This is a genomic window from Solibacillus sp. FSL K6-4121 (assembly GCF_038002585.1).
GTDB classification, from domain to species: Bacteria; Bacillota; Bacilli; order Bacillales_A; family Planococcaceae; genus Solibacillus; species Solibacillus faecavium.
The window spans coordinates 721,402-737,580 of sequence record NZ_JBBOCS010000001.1 but is presented as its reverse complement, the minus strand read 5'-3'; the positions used below and the strand labels follow the sequence as shown (position 1 = coordinate 737,580).

Here is a 16,179-nt window from a genome sequence, read left to right as displayed (position 1 = left end):
ATTTGAGATGTTAAATAAAATTGAATCATTGGAGACGTTTATTTCAACGATAGAGGTTATGAATAAAGCCATTCCAACAGATTTATCAATTGCCGTATGCAATTTGGAAAAGTTCGTTGCGTATTTTCCAGGTAAAAATATAAATTTAAAAATAAAAGTCGGTCAACAGTTAAATATAGAAGAACCATTATTGGTTGCATTAAGGAAAAATCGCCGTTTAGAGGCTATAGTACCTTCTGATTTCTATGGGTTTGAATTTATAGGTACAGCTACGCCTTTGCATGACCTAACAGGAAAAGTAATTGGCGGGATTGCAGTACAAGTACGTAAACAGACTGAGTTAATAGAAATCTCAAACACGATGACCGGTTCTTTAACACAGGCAAACAATCAAATTAGTATGATTGCGGATGGTTCTTCTAAACTGACAGAATCAGCAAATGAGTTACTGGTACAATCTAAGCAAGCCGAAGAAAATGTACGGCAGACTTCAGAAATTCTAATATTATTGAAGCGGATGGCTGATCATACAAATTTGCTTGGATTGAATGCCGCCATCGAAGCTGCCCGTGCAGGCGAAAAAGGAAAAGGCTTTGAAGTTGTTGCAACTGAAATCCGTAAGTTTTCCAAAGAGACGATTGAATCTACCCAAAAAATTAGAGAAACAATGACGCAAATTAACGAAGCAACACAAAAAATTGCCCAATCAATTGCTCAGATTTCCAGTATTGGTGCTTCACAGACAGAGTCGATCCATCAAGTTTCAGATTTTGTGAAGGAAATTCAAGAGATGTCTACCCAGTTAAATGATTATGCCAATAAACTATAAAACGGTTGCCTAGATTTTGAACTTTTCTAGGCAACCGTTTTATTGTAAAACATATTCATGTGCGAGTTTGATAAATTCACGTACTGAAAAAGGTAGGTATTTGTTTTTCTTCCATGTTATACCGAGTTCTAGATGAATTGCTTCCTCTTGAAAAGGTATGCACTTGATGGATTTGTACGGAATCTTTTCTGCTAGCTTTTCTGGTAGTAAAGCAATGCCAAGCTTTGCCTGAACCATTTCTATAAAAAAGTCTTTTTGGGTCGTTTCACAGGCAATCATTGGAAAAAAACCATTTTTTGAACATTCTTCAATAATCCGATCATATAAAATAAAATCTTTCCTATATATAATAAAACTCTCTTTAGCTAAGTCTTTTAATTGTACTTTTTGCTTTTGAGCAAGTGGATTACTTTCATGTACGATTAAAAGTAGTGGATCTTTTAAAAACCGGATTGTCTCCAAATTTTCATTCGACGATGTCACACTACATACTAAACCAATATCCAACTCGCCTGATTCAATTTCCTGACGGATCCGCTTTGTACCTACTTCTGTTAATAAAATTTCAATGTATGGATAAAGCTCTTTGTAATAGCTAATTAATCTGGAGAAAAATTCAGCGCCGACAATTGGTGGAATGCCGATCCGAATTTGCCCCTTTTTTAGTTGCATTAAATCGGTTAGTTCTGAGCGCAAGTTTTGAAAGGATTCGAGTACTTGCATTGAATTAATGAGTACCGCTTGACCGGCATCCGTTAGTTCAAGCTGTTTTGATGAACGGTAAAATAACGGCACACCAAGTTCAGCTTCAAAGTTTTGAATTGCTTTACTAATAGATGGCTGCGATACATGCAATGTAGTAGCTGCTTTAGTAAAACTTAAATGTTTTGCTACTTCCACAAAGTATTCAATTTGGCGTATATCCATAGTTTCACCTCTTCTGGTGTAATTGAATTGATTATAGCAAAGTTTAGAAGTAGTGGCGTATTAGTTTTTGTATAATGGTAGTAGGTAAAAGGAGTGAATTGGATGAAGGTGCTACTCATTGAAGACGATGTTTCAATTTTTGATGTAATTTGTGAGCGTTTTGCCCAGTGGAATATAGATGTAATCGGTCCGGAAGACTTTCAGCAAATAATGGTGACTTTTAAAAAAGAGGAGCCACAGCTCGTTATTATTGATATTCAACTTCCGGCATTTGATGGCTTTCATTGGTGTCGCGAAATTCGGGCAGTATCAAATGTACCTATTTTGTTTCTTTCTTCACGTGACCATCCAATGGATATGGTTATGGCTATGCAAATGGGTGCTGATGACTTTGTTCAAAAACCATTTCATACAGAAGTTTTAATTGCAAAAGTACAAGCATTATTACGTCGGGCTTATAACTACCTGGAAACAATTCAGAGTGATGTTGAGAAATGGAATGGTGCTGAAATTCATTATGATCGGGCGATGGTTCATTATATGGGTGAACGTGTTGAGTTGACGAAAAATGAATTGTTTATTTTAAAGGTGCTGGTAAAGGCTAGAGGACAGATCGTTTCCCGAGATGAACTAATGCGTAAATTGTGGGATGATGAACGATTCGTAAATGATAATACTTTAACTGTAAATGTAAACCGTTTAAGGCAACGTTTAGAGGATATTGGTCTTTTAGATGGCATTATTACTAAAAAGGGCTTGGGCTACATGGCGGTGGATGCATGATTTCACTGTTTCTAAGACAATATTTATCGACCATCCTGTTTGTTACTGTACTTCAGCTAATTATAAATTTAATTATATTTGTCGATAAAGGATTTGAAGGTGTTTCCTTTTTTTATGTAAACATTGTATGGTTTGCACTCGTTGTTGGTTATTTTACCTGGCGTTTTATGAAAGATAGACAAACGATGAAGCCCTATGCAAAACGCAAAGGTAATTATATGGCAGTTATTCATGAAGAGCATGAAGAACAACTAGCAAGAAAGAGTGCTCAAGTGCAAGAGCAAAAGCTGTTAGTACTTGAACGACAGGATGAGTTTTTAGCATGGGTGCATGAAATGAAATCCCCTTTAACCGCTATGCAATTATTAATGGAAAAGATTGAGGATAGCGAATTAAAGGAACGTATTGAAAATGAGTGGCTACGTCTTTACTTATTATTAGATCAACAACTCCACGCAACCCGTCTGATGACAATCGAACTCGACAATCGAATCGAAAAAGTTGATGTAAAAAGTGTTATTATACAAGAAATAAAAGCACTTCGCAGCTGGTGCTTTGAAAAACAAATAGCTATAGAGCTTGATATTGAAAAGATAACAGTTCAATCTGATGCAAAGTGGCTTGGATTTATCGTACGGCAAATTTTATCTAATGCTGTAAAGTATAGTGACGTCGGAGGAGAAATCAGGGCACTAGCACATATGAAAGATGAACAAGTTATATTGGAAATCCAAGATGATGGAATAGGAATAAAAAGTGAAGATTTACCTCGTGTTTTTCGTAAATCCTATACCGGAACTATTGGTCGGGAAACAAGTGCGGCAACGGGAATGGGCTTGTATTTAGCTAAGCAGGCAGCCGACTCACTGCATGTTCTTCTCACAATTGAATCAACCGAAAATATCGGGACTTCCGTAAAAATTACTTTCCCAAAATCGAATAGTTATCATAAAACGCTTGGAATGTGACGAACTTGTCATTTACCGAGCGTTTTTGTCATGTAAATCAAACGATTAAATAGGGCAGAACTTGTAAAATGAACATAACAAGAAAGGATGGGGACAATGAGTATTCTAATCGCACGTAAAGTTCGAAAAACATATGGTAAGCGTTCGCTTGCACAGGAAGTATTAAAGGGGATTGATTTAGAAGTAGAAAAAGGTGAATTTGTTGGGATTATGGGTCCTTCAGGCTCAGGGAAAACAACGTTATTAAATGTACTTTGTTCAATAGATCAAGTGACAGATGGATTTGTGGAGATTAACGGACAAAAGTTACAAGGGATGAAAGAACGTACACTAGCAAAATTCCGACGCGATGAGCTCGGTTTTATATTCCAGGACTATAACTTACTCGACACATTGACAGTAAAGGAAAATATTCTATTACCGCTATCGCTTAGTTCTATTCCAAAAGCGGCTGCAGAAAAACGATTGCAGGATCTTGTGTCCATTTTAGGTATCTCGGATATTTTATCGAAATATCCGAATGAAATTTCAGGTGGTCAAAAACAACGTACATCAGCTGCACGTGCACTAATATCTAATCCTTCGTTAGTATTTGCCGATGAGCCAACAGGAGCACTTGATTCAAAGACGGCTACTGCACTGCTCGATAATTTATCGAAAATTAATGAAGCGAAAAACGCAACGATTATGATGGTTACACATGATGCAGTCGCTGCAAGTTTCTGTTCACGTGTACTGTTTTTAAAAGATGGTCAAATTTATACGGAGTTGTACAAGGGTGATAAATCCCGCACAGAATTTTTCCAGCAAATTTTAAATACGCAAAGTGTTTTAGGCGGTGAGCAAGGTGAAGCTTAGTCAGCTCGTTTTTAAAAGCATGCAAAAAAACATGCGTCACTATTATTTATACTTTTTTGCACTAATTTTTAGTGTGACACTGTTTTTCTCTTTTGTAACATTACAATACAATGAATCCATCATAGCAGCGACAAAAGCGAGTGGTACAGCATCATCAGGTTTTGAAGCTGCATCGTATATGCTGTATTTTATTGTGTTATTCTTTGTGCTTTATGCCAATCACTTATTCATTAAGCGCCGGAGCAAAGAAATTGGTCTGTACCAGCTTATCGGTATGACAAAAGGACTTGTAACACGCTTAATTGCCTTTGAAAATATATTACTATTTATCGGAGCAGTAAGTATCGGAATGGTATTAGGGTTACTGAGCTCACGATTGTTTGCAATGATTTTGTTGAAGCTTTTGCAATTTGATGCAGTAGTGACAATGACTTTTAGTAAAGTAGCGGTCGTAAATACTTTAATGGTATTTGGAATTTTATTAGTTATTATTTTAATTCAAATGGCGTTTATGGTTCGTAAAACAAGTTTACTTTCCTTATTTAATGCTTCTAAACAAGCAGATGAGCGTGTAAAACGTTTTAGTTTATTCCCGATGATGATGGGGGCGATTGGCCTCGGCTTAATAATTTATGGATATTATAGAAGTACTGTATTGTTTACAGGGCAAACGACAAATTTATTTGTAAGCATGGTTGTTATTTTAGCGACTACAATTGGCGGCACATATCTAGTGTTTCGTTTTTCAGTAGCATTTTTGTTGAATTTATTCCGTCTTACAAAAAAGGGACATTTAAATTTAACGGATGTACTGGCACTTACACCCATTATGCATCGAATGAAAGGTAATGCTAAATCCTTAACGCTTATTACAGTATTAACAGCGGTGTCCCTTGCGATTACAACACTTTCGTATATAAGCTACTATTCAGCTAGTAATACTGCAGAAGATGAAGTGCCGGCTGATTATATAGCTGTAGATGGGCGCGGGGAGCCATTGATTCAGGCACTTGAGCAGGAAGGAATAGCATTTGAACAAAAAACGTTTAGATTAACGAGTGCACAATTTGATTTGGCTACAGTATTTTCAGATGATGTAATAGGTATGTTTCAAGGTAATACATTAGCAGATGTCATGATACTTCCGCTTTCGGACTATCATCAACTTAATCGTGAGGTACAGCTCAACGAAGGAGAGGCTATCATTACAGGCTTTAGCGGCTTTCAGGCAAATATAATGCCTATTGAAGCACCGATTGATTTAACTCTTTTACATCAGGAAAGTGAATTCCCGCTACGTATCAAAGAAGTGAATGATACGGCTGTACTAGCTTGGCGGGTTACGGCAGGGGGATTTATCGTTGTAGTTGAAGACAGTGTTTTTAATCAGCTTCAACAATTAAATAGCGACTCCGCAATTGGTTACGCAACACAAGAGCAAACATCGATTAATTTAACTGATGCCGATGAGGAAACATATAAGCTGGTGGAAAAGCTTTATAAACAGACAGGTGCGAATGTATTATTTGAATCTCATGAAGGCAATACAGTGAATAAATTAAGTTCACAGCAGTCAACGGTTGAATATAATTTAAACCTTTACGGTACAACAATTTTTACAACAGCATTTTTAGGCTTGGCTTTTTTACTTGCAACAGGTAGTATTCTTTACTTTAAACAAATGTCTGAGGCAGATGAAGAGGCTGAATCATATAGAATTCTCCGTAAAATTGGTTTCACACAGGATGAATTATTAAGAGGCATTATGATGAAGCAGCTATTTAATTTTGGCGTTCCATTGCTTATTGGTTTACTGCACAGCTATTTTGCGGTTAAATCGGGATGGTTTTTATTCGGTACAGAAATGACAACCCCACTTCTGATTACAATGACTTTATATATTGCAATGTATATTGTGTTTGCAACATTAACGATCAGTTATTACAAAAAAATAATTAAACAAGCTTTATAATACTCCAAACCGTCAATTTTTCCTTAATTGACGGTTTTATTTTGTCCTGAAATATTGACTCGATAGTAGATTTCTTGTAACTTTAACACATTAGTAATTTAGCAGACGAAAGTGAAGTGTATAACATGAATGCTGTTTTAATAGCGGTTGGGGTTATGCTTATTTTAAGCCTACTGCGTATAAATGTCGTTTTATCTCTAACAGTAGGGGCTGTCATTGGTGGTCTTGTTGGAGGATTAAATTTAACTGATACAATAGAAGCTTTTGTAGGGGGGCTAGGAGGCGGTGCAAATATAGCGTTGAGCTATGCACTACTTGGAGGCTTCGCATTGGCAATATCCCGTACAGGCATACCAGAAGTGCTAGTAAAGGCAATTCTAAAAGTAGTACAACGTGAGGGCGACTCAAAAAAGCAAGGTGCTGCCAAAGCATTAATTTTCTTAGTATTACTGGCAATGGCGATCATGTCACAAAACCTTATACCAGTGCATATTGCTTTCATACCATTAATCGTTCCGCCACTGATTAAAATAATGAATATGCTGCAAATTGACCGCCGCTTAATCGCATCTATTTTAACATTTGGATTAATTATGCCTTATATGTTTATTCCAGCAGGCTTCGGCTTACTTTATCAAGGTATAATCGTGGAACAACTTGGTTTAGCTGGTCTTGAAATTGCTTTAAGTGATGTTCCAAAGGCAATGGTTATCGTGGCATTAGGAATGGTAGTAGGTCTTATCGGTGCATTTTTCGCTTTCCGTAAACCACGTCAATATGATGACTTAGAAATGGAAGTAACGAGTAGTTTAGAGAAAGAAGTAAATAGATTACACATACTATTTGCTGTAGTTGCACTAATTACTTCTATAGTAGTGCAAGTTATGACTGATTCAATGATCATTGGTTCGCTTGTCGGCATTATGGTTTTATATATAACAGGTGCACTAAAAGTGAAAGAAGCTGACGAAGTTCTTTCGGATGGTATGCGCATGATGGCATTTGTCGGTTTTGTAATGATTTCAGCAAATGGGTTTTCAGCGGTTATTAATGCTACAGGCGATGTAGAATCGCTTGTTGCTGGAGCAATGACTATTTTTAATGGAAATATAAGTGTTGCTGTATTAATAATGCTCATTGTCGGTTTAATCGTCACAATGGGAATTGGTTCTTCATTTGCAACTATACCGATCATCGCAGCAATATTTGTTCCGATTGCAATGGAACTAGGTCTAAGTGAACTAGCGATTATTTGTCTAATTGGAACGGCAGGGGTATTAGGAGACGCTGGTTCACCAGCTTCCGATTCAACGCTAGGACCGACAGCAGGGTTAAATGTGGATGGTCAACACAATCACATTTGGGATACGTGTGTACCGACATTTATCTTCTATAATATACCGCAAATCATTTTTGGATGGATTGCAGTTGTTTTCTTCCTATAGTAAGTAGCCACTTTCACTTAAATGAAAGTGGCTTTTTTTTAATTAAACACAACAGTTGTATTTTCAGAATATTTTATTTAAAATAGATTCTTCTCTTAATAGTTGCTTTCAAGTTAATACTCTTATATACTAGAAAACGGCTCAAAAAGAGCGAACGCAATTAATTAAAAACAAAGAACGAAACATTATTTAAAAGAAATTTGCTAAAACACTTGCGAACTTCTTTTTTATTGTATATAATGTTGAATGTTGGTCTTTGACTGCGATGAAGCGAGAGGTTGCCGACACACCCGGCCGCTTTGCCATGGCGGTGTGTAGGAGAAATTTTCGTGGAGAATGTCTAGAAAATAGGCGAGAAGGAGGGAAAGTAATGGCAAAACAAAAAATTCGTATTCGTTTAAAAGCGTATGATCACCGTATCCTTGATCAATCTGCTGAGAAAATCGTTGAAACTGCGAAACGTTCAGGTGCTGGAGTATCGGGTCCGATCCCACTACCAACTGAAAGATCTGTATACACGATCTTACGTGCGGTTCATAAGTACAAAGATTCTCGTGAGCAATTTGAAATGCGCACACACAAACGTCTTATCGACATCGTTAACCCGACACCACAAACTGTTGATGCGTTAATGAAGCTTGATTTACCATCTGGCGTTGATATCGAAATCAAACTTTAATGGTAAAAACACAATATAAAATCTTTTTCTCAAAATTTACAGGAGGTGTGACAAATGACTAAAGGAATCTTAGGTAGAAAAATTGGCATGACTCAAGTCTTTGCTGAAAACGGCGATTTAATCCCAGTAACAGTTATCGAAGCTGCTCCAAACGTAGTTTTACAAAAGAAAACTGTTGAAACTGATGGTTACGAAGCGATCCAATTTGGTTTTGAAGACAAGCGTATTAAGCTTTCTAACAAACCAGAGCAAGGACACGTAGCTAAAGCAAACACTGCTCCTAAGCGCTTCATCCGTGAGTTCCGCAACTTAGATGCTGCAGCTTACGAAGTTGGTCAAGAAGTCAAGGTAGAAATTTTCGCTGAAGGCGATGTAATCGATGTAACAGGTGTAACAAAAGGTAAAGGTTTCCAAGGTGTTATTAAACGTCATGGTCAATCTCGCGGCCCTATGTCTCACGGTTCTCGTTATCACCGTCGTCCAGGTTCAATGGGTCCAGTAGCTCCGAACCGCGTATTCAAACAAAAGAAATTACCTGGTCAAATGGGTGGCACAGTTGTTACTATTCAAAACCTTGAAATCGTTAAGGTTGATGCAGAGCGCAACTTACTACTTGTTAAAGGTAATGTTCCTGGTTCTAAAAAAGCATTAGTAACAGTTAAGACTGCTATTAAATCTAAATAATTTTCTCAAGAAAGGAGGAAACAGGAATGACAAAGGTTTCAGTACTTAGTCAAACAGGTGCTTCAGTTGGTGAAATCGAATTAAACGATGCGATTTTCGGAATCACACCAAACGAAGCAGTATTATTCGACGCAGTTGTTGCACAACGCGCATCTCTACGTCAAGGTAATCACAAAGTTAAAAACCGTTCAGCAGTTGCTGGTGGTGGTCGTAAACCATGGCGTCAAAAAGGAACTGGTCGTGCTCGTCAAGGTTCAATCCGCTCTCCACAATGGCGTGGCGGTGGTGTTGTATTCGGTCCTACTCCACGTAGTTACGCTTACAAGCTACCTAAGAAAGTTCGTCGCTTAGCGATTAAGTCTGCTTTATCTACGAAAGTATTAGAGCAAAACTTAGTAGTACTTGATGCATTATCATTTGATGCACCAAAAACAAAAGATTTCAAAGCAGTATTAGCTGCATTAGAAATCAGCAAAAAAGCATTATTCGTAACTTCTGAAGTTAACGAAAACGCAATTTTGTCTGCTCGTAACATCCCTGGTGTTACAGTGTTAACAGCTGAAGGAATCAACGTATTAGACTTATTAGGTCATGATAAAGTTGTATTCACTCAAGATGCTGTAAAAAAAGTTGAGGAGGTGCTTGGATAATGGAAGCACGTGATATCTTAAAACGTCCGGTCATTACTGAGCGTTCTTCAGAAATTATGGCAGAGAAAAAGTATACTTTCGAAGTAGACACTCGCGCTAACAAAACTCAAGTTAAAGATGCTGTTGAAGAAATCTTCGGCGTTAAAGTTGAGAAAGTAAACGTTATGAACTACAAAGGTAAGTTCAAACGCGTTGGTAAATTCGGTGGATACACTAACAAACGTCGTAAAGCGATTGTTAAATTAACTGCTGATTCAAAAGAAATCGAATTATTCGAAATCTAATTTCTAATTTATAAAGTAACCTTTAAGAAGGAGGGAAAACAAATGGCGATTAAAAAGTATAAGCCAACCTCAAATGGACGTCGTAACATGACATCATCTGACTTTGCTGAAATCACTACTAATAAACCTGAAAAGTCTTTATTAGAACCGACTAAACGTAAAGCTGGTCGTAACAACCAGGGTAAAATTACTGTTCGTCATCACGGTGGCGGTCACAAGAAACAATACCGTGTTATCGATTTTAAACGTCTTAAAGACGGCATTCCAGGACGCGTTGCTACAATCGAGTACGATCCAAACCGTTCTGCGAACATCGCTTTAATTAACTATGCTGACGGTGAAAAACGTTACATCTTAGCTCCGAAAGGTCTTGAAGTAGGTCACACTATTTATTCAGGTCCAGAAGCGGATATTAAAGTAGGTAACGCTTTACCATTAGCAAACATTCCAATGGGTACAACAATCCATAACATCGAAATGAAACCTGGTAAAGGTGGACAATTAGTACGTTCAGCTGGTACTTCTGCGCAAGTATTAGGTCGTGAAGATAAGTATGTAATCGTTCGCTTACAATCTGGTGAAGTACGTTTAATTCTTGCTACTTGCCGTGCAACAATCGGTCAAGTTGGTAACGAACAACACGAACTTATCAACATTGGTAAAGCAGGTCGCTCTCGTTGGTTAGGTAAACGCCCAACAGTTCGTGGTTCTGTAATGAACCCTAACGATCACCCACACGGTGGTGGTGAAGGACGTTCTCCAATCGGACGTAAATCACCAATGACACCATGGGGCAAACCAACTCTTGGTTTCAAAACTCGTAAAAAGAAAAATAAATCATCTAAATTTATTATTCGCGGACGTAAAAAATAAAGTGGTAATACTACGGTTCAGTTCGAGAGCCGTGGTCGTATCACGGAGGGAGGTTCCTAAATGGGTCGCAGCTTAAAGAAAGGACCTTTTGTTGATGACCACCTTATGAAAAAGGTGGAAGCACAAGAGGCTTCTGAGAAAAAACAAGTTATTAAAACTTGGTCTCGCCGTTCTACTATCTTCCCAAACTTCATCGGTTTAACAATCGCTGTATATGATGGACGTAAACACGTTCCTGTATACGTGACAGAAGATATGGTAGGTCACAAACTTGGTGAGTTCGCACCGACACGTACTTATAAAGGTCACGGTGCAGATGACAAGAAAACAAGACGCTAATTTTGAGAGGAGGTAAATCCTAATGACACAAGCTAAAGCTATCGCTCGTACAGTTCGTATCGCTCCTCGTAAAGTTCGTCTAGTAGTAGACTTAATTCGAGGCAAGCAAATTGGTGAAGCAGTTGCAATTTTACGTCATACTCCAAAAGCGGCGTCTCCAGTCGTTGAGAAAGTATTAAAATCTGCAGTCGCTAACGCTGAACACAACTACGAGTTAGATATTAATAACTTAGTTGTATCTGAAATCTTTGTTGATGAAGGTCCAACATTAAAACGTTTCCGTCCACGTGCCCAAGGTCGTGCATCGGCAATTAACAAACGTACTAGCCACATTACTATTGTGGTATCTGAGAAGAAGGGGGTTTAATCCGTGGGTCAAAAAGTACATCCAATAGGACTACGTGTTGGTATTATTCGTGACTGGGAATCTAAGTGGTTCGCTGAGAAAGATTATGCAAACTTATTACACGAAGATATCAAAGTACGTAAATATATCGAATCTAAACTTAAAGATGCATCTGTATCTAAAGTAGAAATCGAACGCGCTGCAAATCGCGTAAACATTACTATTCACACTGCGAAGCCAGGTATGGTTATCGGTAAAGGTGGTACGGAAGTTGAAAACTTACGTAAACATTTAACTGATTTAACTGGTAAACGTGTGCATATTAACATTATTGAAATTAAACGTGCAGATCTTGACGCTAAATTAGTAGCTGAAAACATCGCTCGTCAACTTGAGAACCGCGTATCATTCCGTCGTGCTCAAAAACAATCAATCCAACGCACAATGCGCGCTGGTGCAAAAGGTATTAAAACACAAGTATCTGGTCGTTTAGGTGGCGCTGACATCGCGCGTGCTGAACACTATAGCGAAGGAACTGTTCCACTTCACACATTACGTGCTGACATTGATTATGCACATGCTGAAGCAGACACTACTTATGGTAAACTAGGCGTAAAAGTTTGGATCTACCGTGGTGAAGTCCTTCCTACTAAAAAGAACTCTGTGGAAGGAGGCAAATAAAAATGTTATTACCTAAACGCGTAAAATATCGTCGTGAACACCGTGGTAACATGCGTGGAGAAGCGAAGGGCGGTAAAGAAGTATCTTTTGGTGAGTTTGGCTTACAAGCTACAACTGCATCTTGGATTACTAACCGTCAAATCGAATCTGCTCGTATCGCAATGACTCGTTACATGAAACGTGGCGGTAAAGTTTGGATCAAAATCTTCCCACATAAGCCTTACACGAAAAAGCCTCTAGAAGTCCGAATGGGTTCTGGTAAAGGTTCTCCTGAAGGTTGGGTAGCAGTAGTAAAACCAGGAAAAGTAATGTTCGAAATTGCTGGTGTATCTGAAGAGATCGCACGTGAAGCACTTCGTTTAGCATCACACAAGCTTCCTGTGAAATGTAAAATTGTAAAACGTCAAGAAACTGGTGGTGAATCTAATGAAAGCTAATGAAATCCGTGACCTTGCCACTAATGAAATTGAATTAAAAGTAAAATCACTGAAAGAAGAGCTTTTCAACCTTCGCTTCCAATTGGCGACTGGTCAATTAGAAAACACAGCTCGCATCCGTGAAGTTCGCAAAGCGATCGCACGTATGAAAACTGTGATTCGTGAAAGAGAAATCAGTGCAAATAACTGATAAAGGAGGGTTTTATGTATGACTGAGCGTAACCAACGCAAAGTTTACACGGGCCGTGTCGTTTCAGACAAAATGGATAAAACAATTTCTGTATTAGTTGAAACTCATAAAAAGCATAAGCTTTATGGCAAGCGTGTAAAATACTCGAAAAAGTTTAAGGCTCATGATGAGCTAAACACTGCGAATATCGGTGATATCGTACGTATCATGGAAACTCGCCCGCTATCAGCTACTAAACGCTTCCGTTTAGTTGAAGTTGTAGAAAAAGCGGTTATTATTTAATAACATTTCGGAATAAAATAAAATTTCCGAAGGGAGGTAACCTAAGTGATTCAACAAGAAAGTCGTATGAAAGTTGCTGACAACTCAGGTGCACGTGAAGTTTTAACAATTAAAGTTCTTGGTGGTTCTGGACGTAAAACTGCTAACATCGGTGATATCGTTGTTTGTACAGTTAAGAAAGCAACACCAGGTGGCGTTGTCAAGAAAGGCGACGTAGTTAAGGCTGTTATCGTTCGCACAAAATCAGGTGCACGTCGTAAAGACGGTACTTACATTAAGTTTGATGAGAATGCTTGCGTAATTATCAAAGATGATAAATCACCACGCGGAACTCGTATTTTCGGACCAGTTGCACGTGAATTACGTGATGGCAACTTCATGAAAATCGTTTCTTTAGCTCCAGAAGTTCTTTAATTTCATGACAGTACCAATCAAGGAGGTGCGACACATAATGCATGTTAAAAAGGGCGACAAAGTAAAAGTAATTACTGGTAAAGACAAAGGTAAAGAAGGCGTAATCTTAGCTGCTTTCCCTAAACAAGACCGCGTTCTTGTTGAAGGTGTAAACATCGTTAAGAAACACGTTAAACCTAACCAACTTAACCCACAAGGTGGAATTGTATCTCAAGAAGCTGCAATCCACGTTTCGAACGTAATGCTAATCGATCCTAAATCTGGCGAGCCGACTCGTGTAGGTATTGAGATCAAAGATGGCAAAAAAGTTCGTGTTGCAAAAAAATCAGGTGTAGTAATCGACTAATAAGTAAAATGAGAAGGGAGGTACACACATGAGCCGCCTAAAAGAAAAGTATTTAAATGAAGTATCACCTGCTCTTATGAGCAAGTTCGAATATAAATCAGTAATGCAAGTGCCTAAAGTAGACAAAATCGTAATCAACATGGGTGTTGGTGACGCAGTTCAAAACTCTAAAGCTCTTGATGTAGCTGTTGAAGAATTAACAACAATCACTGGTCAAAAACCAGTTGTAACTAAAGCGAAAAAATCTATCGCAGGTTTCCGTTTACGTGAAGGTCAAGCGATCGGTGCTAAAGTTACATTACGCGGTGAGCGTATGTATGAATTCCTGGATAAATTAATTTCTGTTGCACTTCCACGTGTACGTGACTTCCGTGGTGTTTCTAAAAAAGCATTCGACGGTCGCGGTAACTATACATTAGGTGTTAAAGAGCAGTTAATTTTCCCAGAAATCGATTACGATAAAGTTTCAAAAGTACGCGGTATGGACATCGTGATCGTAACTACTGCGAATTCTGACGAAGAAGCTCGCGAGTTATTAACACAGTTCGGTATGCCGTTCCAAAAGTAATAAAATAAGGAGGGCGAAGACGTGGCAAAAAAATCAATGATCGTTAAACAACAACGCACGCAAAAATTTAAAGTTCAAGAATATACACGTTGTGAACGCTGTGGCCGTCCACACTCTGTATACCGCAAATTTAAACTTTGCCGTATTTGTTTCCGTGAACTTGCATATAAGGGACAAATTCCTGGCGTTAAAAAAGCCAGCTGGTAATCCCCTAATTTGGGAAGGAGGTAAATTTTCATGACAATGACTGATCCGATTGCAGATATGCTTACACGCATTCGTAATGCGAACATGGTACGTCACGAGAAGTTAGAAGTTCCTGCTTCTAACGTAAAGAAAGAGATCGCTGAAATTTTAAAGCGTGAAGGTTTCGTACGTGATGTAGAATATGTAGAAGACAACAAGCAAGGTATCATCCGTATTTTCTTAAAATATGGTAAAGAGAACGAGCGTGTTATTACTGGTCTTAAACGTATTTCTAAACCAGGTTTACGTGTATATGCTAAAACAAACGAAGTACCTAAAGTATTAAACGGTCTTGGTATCGCTTTAGTATCTACTTCAAACGGTTTATTAACTGACAAAGAAGCTCGCGCTAAACAAGTTGGCGGAGAAATCTTAGCATACATTTGGTAATTAGTAAGAAAAGAACGGAGGTGCAATATAAATGTCTCGCGTAGGTAAAAAAGTTATCGAGGTACCTGCAAACGTAACGATCGAAGTCGGTACTGACAACGTTGTTACTGTTAAAGGTCCAAAAGGCGAATTAACTCGTCAATTCAACCAAGATATGAAAATCGAGCAAGAAGGCAACATTCTTTCTGTAGTTCGTCCTTCTGATTCTAAAGAACACCGTACTAACCACGGTACAACTCGTGCGTTATTAGCTAATATGGTAACTGGTGTTTCTGAAGGATTCACTCGTTCTCTAGAACTAATCGGTGTAGGTTACCGTGCACAATTACAAGGCAACAAGCTTGTATTGAACGTAGGTTACTCTCATCCAGTAGAGTTCACACCTGAAGAAGGTTTAGAGGTCGAAGTTCCTTCGAACACTAAGATCATCGTAAAAGGTATTTCTAAAGAGCGTGTTGGTGCATTAGCATCTAACATTCGTGACGTTCGTCCACCAGAGCCGTACAAAGGTAAAGGTATTCGTTACGAAGGCGAATTCGTTCGTCGTAAAGAAGGTAAAACAGGTAAATAATGCGGCTTAAATCGCATTAATAATTGAAAGGAGTGACCACTGTGATTACGAAACAAGATAAAAATCAAGTTCGTAAAAAACGTCATGGGCGTGTTCGTTCTAAAATTTCGGGTACTGCACAACGTCCACGTTTAAACGTATTCCGTTCTAACAAGAACATTTATGCACAACTAATCGACGACGTAGCTGGCGTAACTTTAGTTTCTGCTAATACTCAAGAAAAAGCTTTCGAAGGTATGAGCGCAAACATTGAGGCTGCTGCTAAAATCGGTGAAACAATCGCTAAACGCGCTGCTGAAAAAAATATTACTACAGTAGTATTTGACCGTAGCGGTTACTTATATCACGGACGTGTAAAAGCTTTAGCAGAAGCTGCACGTGAAAACGGCTTAGAATTTTAATAAGAAGGAGGGACAT

25 protein-coding genes are annotated in these 16,179 nt (G+C 38.3%); 24 read left to right on the top strand and 1 reads right to left on the bottom strand.

Annotated features, from left to right (window positions below; genetic code table 11):
• Positions 1-7 precede the first annotated feature (7 nt).
• Complete coding sequence (locus tag MHH95_RS03820; protein WP_340726492.1) at positions 8-829, top strand: methyl-accepting chemotaxis protein; 822 nt, start codon at positions 8-10, stop codon at positions 827-829.
• A 39-nt stretch (positions 830-868) separates the two neighbouring features.
• Here MHH95_RS03820 and MHH95_RS03815 read toward each other — a convergent pair whose 3' ends face one another.
• The gene (locus tag MHH95_RS03815) at positions 869-1,756 is read right to left on the bottom strand and encodes a LysR family transcriptional regulator (RefSeq protein ID WP_340726491.1); all 888 of its coding nucleotides are present in this window, start codon (positions 1,754-1,756) and stop codon (positions 869-871) included.
• Between the two features lie 102 nt (positions 1,757-1,858).
• Between MHH95_RS03815 and MHH95_RS03810 the strand changes: the two genes are divergently transcribed.
• The 23 genes from MHH95_RS03810 to rplR all read left to right on the top strand — a co-directional run bounded on the left by MHH95_RS03810 (position 1,859) and on the right by rplR (position 16,163).
• Positions 1,859-2,539, top strand: coding sequence for a response regulator transcription factor (locus MHH95_RS03810; RefSeq protein ID WP_340726490.1), 681 nt, complete (start codon positions 1,859-1,861; stop codon positions 2,537-2,539).
• Positions 2,536-3,507 (top strand): sensor histidine kinase, encoded by a 972-nt coding sequence (locus MHH95_RS03805; RefSeq protein WP_340726489.1) that lies wholly within the window; start codon positions 2,536-2,538, stop codon positions 3,505-3,507. The genes MHH95_RS03810 and MHH95_RS03805 overlap by 4 nt, the downstream gene beginning before the upstream one ends.
• Positions 3,508-3,603: 96 nt before the next feature.
• A complete protein-coding gene (locus MHH95_RS03800; protein WP_340726488.1) occupies positions 3,604-4,365 on the top strand; it encodes an ABC transporter ATP-binding protein in 762 nt (253 codons plus the stop codon).
• A gap of 19 nt (positions 4,366-4,384) precedes the next feature.
• Positions 4,385-6,337, top strand: coding sequence for an ABC transporter permease (locus tag MHH95_RS03795; protein ID WP_340726487.1), 1,953 nt, complete (start codon positions 4,385-4,387; stop codon positions 6,335-6,337).
• A 125-nt stretch (positions 6,338-6,462) separates the two neighbouring features.
• A complete protein-coding gene (locus MHH95_RS03790; protein ID WP_340726486.1) occupies positions 6,463-7,782 on the top strand; it encodes a Na+/H+ antiporter family protein in 1,320 nt (439 codons plus the stop codon).
• A 370-nt stretch (positions 7,783-8,152) separates the two neighbouring features.
• The gene (gene rpsJ / locus MHH95_RS03785; protein WP_008406970.1) at positions 8,153-8,461 is read left to right on the top strand and encodes a 30S ribosomal protein S10; all 309 of its coding nucleotides are present in this window, start codon (positions 8,153-8,155) and stop codon (positions 8,459-8,461) included.
• Positions 8,462-8,515: 54 nt separating this feature from the next.
• Positions 8,516-9,145 (top strand): 50S ribosomal protein L3, encoded by a 630-nt coding sequence (gene rplC, locus MHH95_RS03780; protein ID WP_191701156.1) that lies wholly within the window; start codon positions 8,516-8,518, stop codon positions 9,143-9,145.
• A 26-nt stretch (positions 9,146-9,171) separates the two neighbouring features.
• Positions 9,172-9,795: a 50S ribosomal protein L4 gene (gene rplD / locus MHH95_RS03775; RefSeq protein WP_191701157.1), complete on the top strand. Its 624-nt coding sequence runs from the start codon at positions 9,172-9,174 to the stop codon at positions 9,793-9,795.
• Entirely contained in the window at positions 9,795-10,079 is a 285-nt protein-coding gene (gene rplW / locus MHH95_RS03770) for a 50S ribosomal protein L23 (RefSeq protein WP_008406966.1), read from the top strand. Before rplD ends, rplW begins: the two co-directional genes overlap by 1 nt.
• A 42-nt stretch (positions 10,080-10,121) precedes the next feature.
• Entirely contained in the window at positions 10,122-10,952 is an 831-nt protein-coding gene (gene rplB / locus MHH95_RS03765) for a 50S ribosomal protein L2 (RefSeq protein ID WP_191701158.1), read from the top strand.
• Between the two features lie 60 nt (positions 10,953-11,012).
• Positions 11,013-11,291 carry a 30S ribosomal protein S19 gene (gene rpsS / locus MHH95_RS03760; protein ID WP_004233637.1) on the top strand — a complete coding sequence of 93 codons (279 nt, stop codon included), beginning with the start codon at positions 11,013-11,015 and terminating at the stop codon, positions 11,289-11,291.
• Between the two features lie 22 nt (positions 11,292-11,313).
• Positions 11,314-11,658: a 50S ribosomal protein L22 gene (gene rplV, locus MHH95_RS03755; RefSeq protein WP_191701159.1), complete on the top strand. Its 345-nt coding sequence runs from the start codon at positions 11,314-11,316 to the stop codon at positions 11,656-11,658.
• A gap of 3 nt (positions 11,659-11,661) precedes the next feature.
• A complete protein-coding gene (gene rpsC, locus MHH95_RS03750; protein WP_340726485.1) occupies positions 11,662-12,318 on the top strand; it encodes a 30S ribosomal protein S3 in 657 nt (218 codons plus the stop codon).
• 2 nt (positions 12,319-12,320) lie between these two features.
• Entirely contained in the window at positions 12,321-12,755 is a 435-nt protein-coding gene (rplP, locus tag MHH95_RS03745) for a 50S ribosomal protein L16 (RefSeq protein WP_191704084.1), read from the top strand.
• Complete coding sequence (rpmC, locus tag MHH95_RS03740) at positions 12,745-12,945, top strand: 50S ribosomal protein L29 (protein ID WP_008406958.1); 201 nt, start codon at positions 12,745-12,747, stop codon at positions 12,943-12,945. Before rplP ends, rpmC begins: the two co-directional genes overlap by 11 nt.
• Before the next feature lie 18 nt (positions 12,946-12,963).
• Entirely contained in the window at positions 12,964-13,227 is a 264-nt protein-coding gene (gene rpsQ, locus MHH95_RS03735; protein ID WP_008406957.1) for a 30S ribosomal protein S17, read from the top strand.
• A 45-nt stretch (positions 13,228-13,272) separates the two neighbouring features.
• On the top strand, positions 13,273-13,641 hold the full coding sequence (rplN, locus tag MHH95_RS03730; RefSeq protein WP_008406955.1) for a 50S ribosomal protein L14: 369 nt from the start codon (positions 13,273-13,275) through the stop codon (positions 13,639-13,641).
• A 37-nt stretch (positions 13,642-13,678) separates the two neighbouring features.
• A complete protein-coding gene (gene rplX / locus MHH95_RS03725; protein ID WP_191701161.1) occupies positions 13,679-13,987 on the top strand; it encodes a 50S ribosomal protein L24 in 309 nt (102 codons plus the stop codon).
• Positions 13,988-14,015: 28 nt separating this feature from the next.
• Positions 14,016-14,555, top strand: a complete 540-nt coding sequence (gene rplE / locus MHH95_RS03720) for a 50S ribosomal protein L5 (RefSeq protein ID WP_191701162.1) — start codon at positions 14,016-14,018, stop codon at positions 14,553-14,555.
• 21 nt (positions 14,556-14,576) lie between these two features.
• Entirely contained in the window at positions 14,577-14,762 is a 186-nt protein-coding gene (rpsN, locus tag MHH95_RS03715; protein ID WP_008406949.1) for a 30S ribosomal protein S14, read from the top strand.
• A gap of 30 nt (positions 14,763-14,792) precedes the next feature.
• Positions 14,793-15,191, top strand: coding sequence for a 30S ribosomal protein S8 (gene rpsH / locus MHH95_RS03710; protein WP_008406947.1), 399 nt, complete (start codon positions 14,793-14,795; stop codon positions 15,189-15,191).
• A 31-nt stretch (positions 15,192-15,222) separates the two neighbouring features.
• Positions 15,223-15,762: a 50S ribosomal protein L6 gene (gene rplF, locus MHH95_RS03705; protein ID WP_191701163.1), complete on the top strand. Its 540-nt coding sequence runs from the start codon at positions 15,223-15,225 to the stop codon at positions 15,760-15,762.
• Positions 15,763-15,803: 41 nt separating this feature from the next.
• Positions 15,804-16,163 (top strand): 50S ribosomal protein L18, encoded by a 360-nt coding sequence (gene rplR, locus MHH95_RS03700; RefSeq protein WP_191704081.1) that lies wholly within the window; start codon positions 15,804-15,806, stop codon positions 16,161-16,163.
• Positions 16,164-16,179 lie beyond the last annotated feature (16 nt).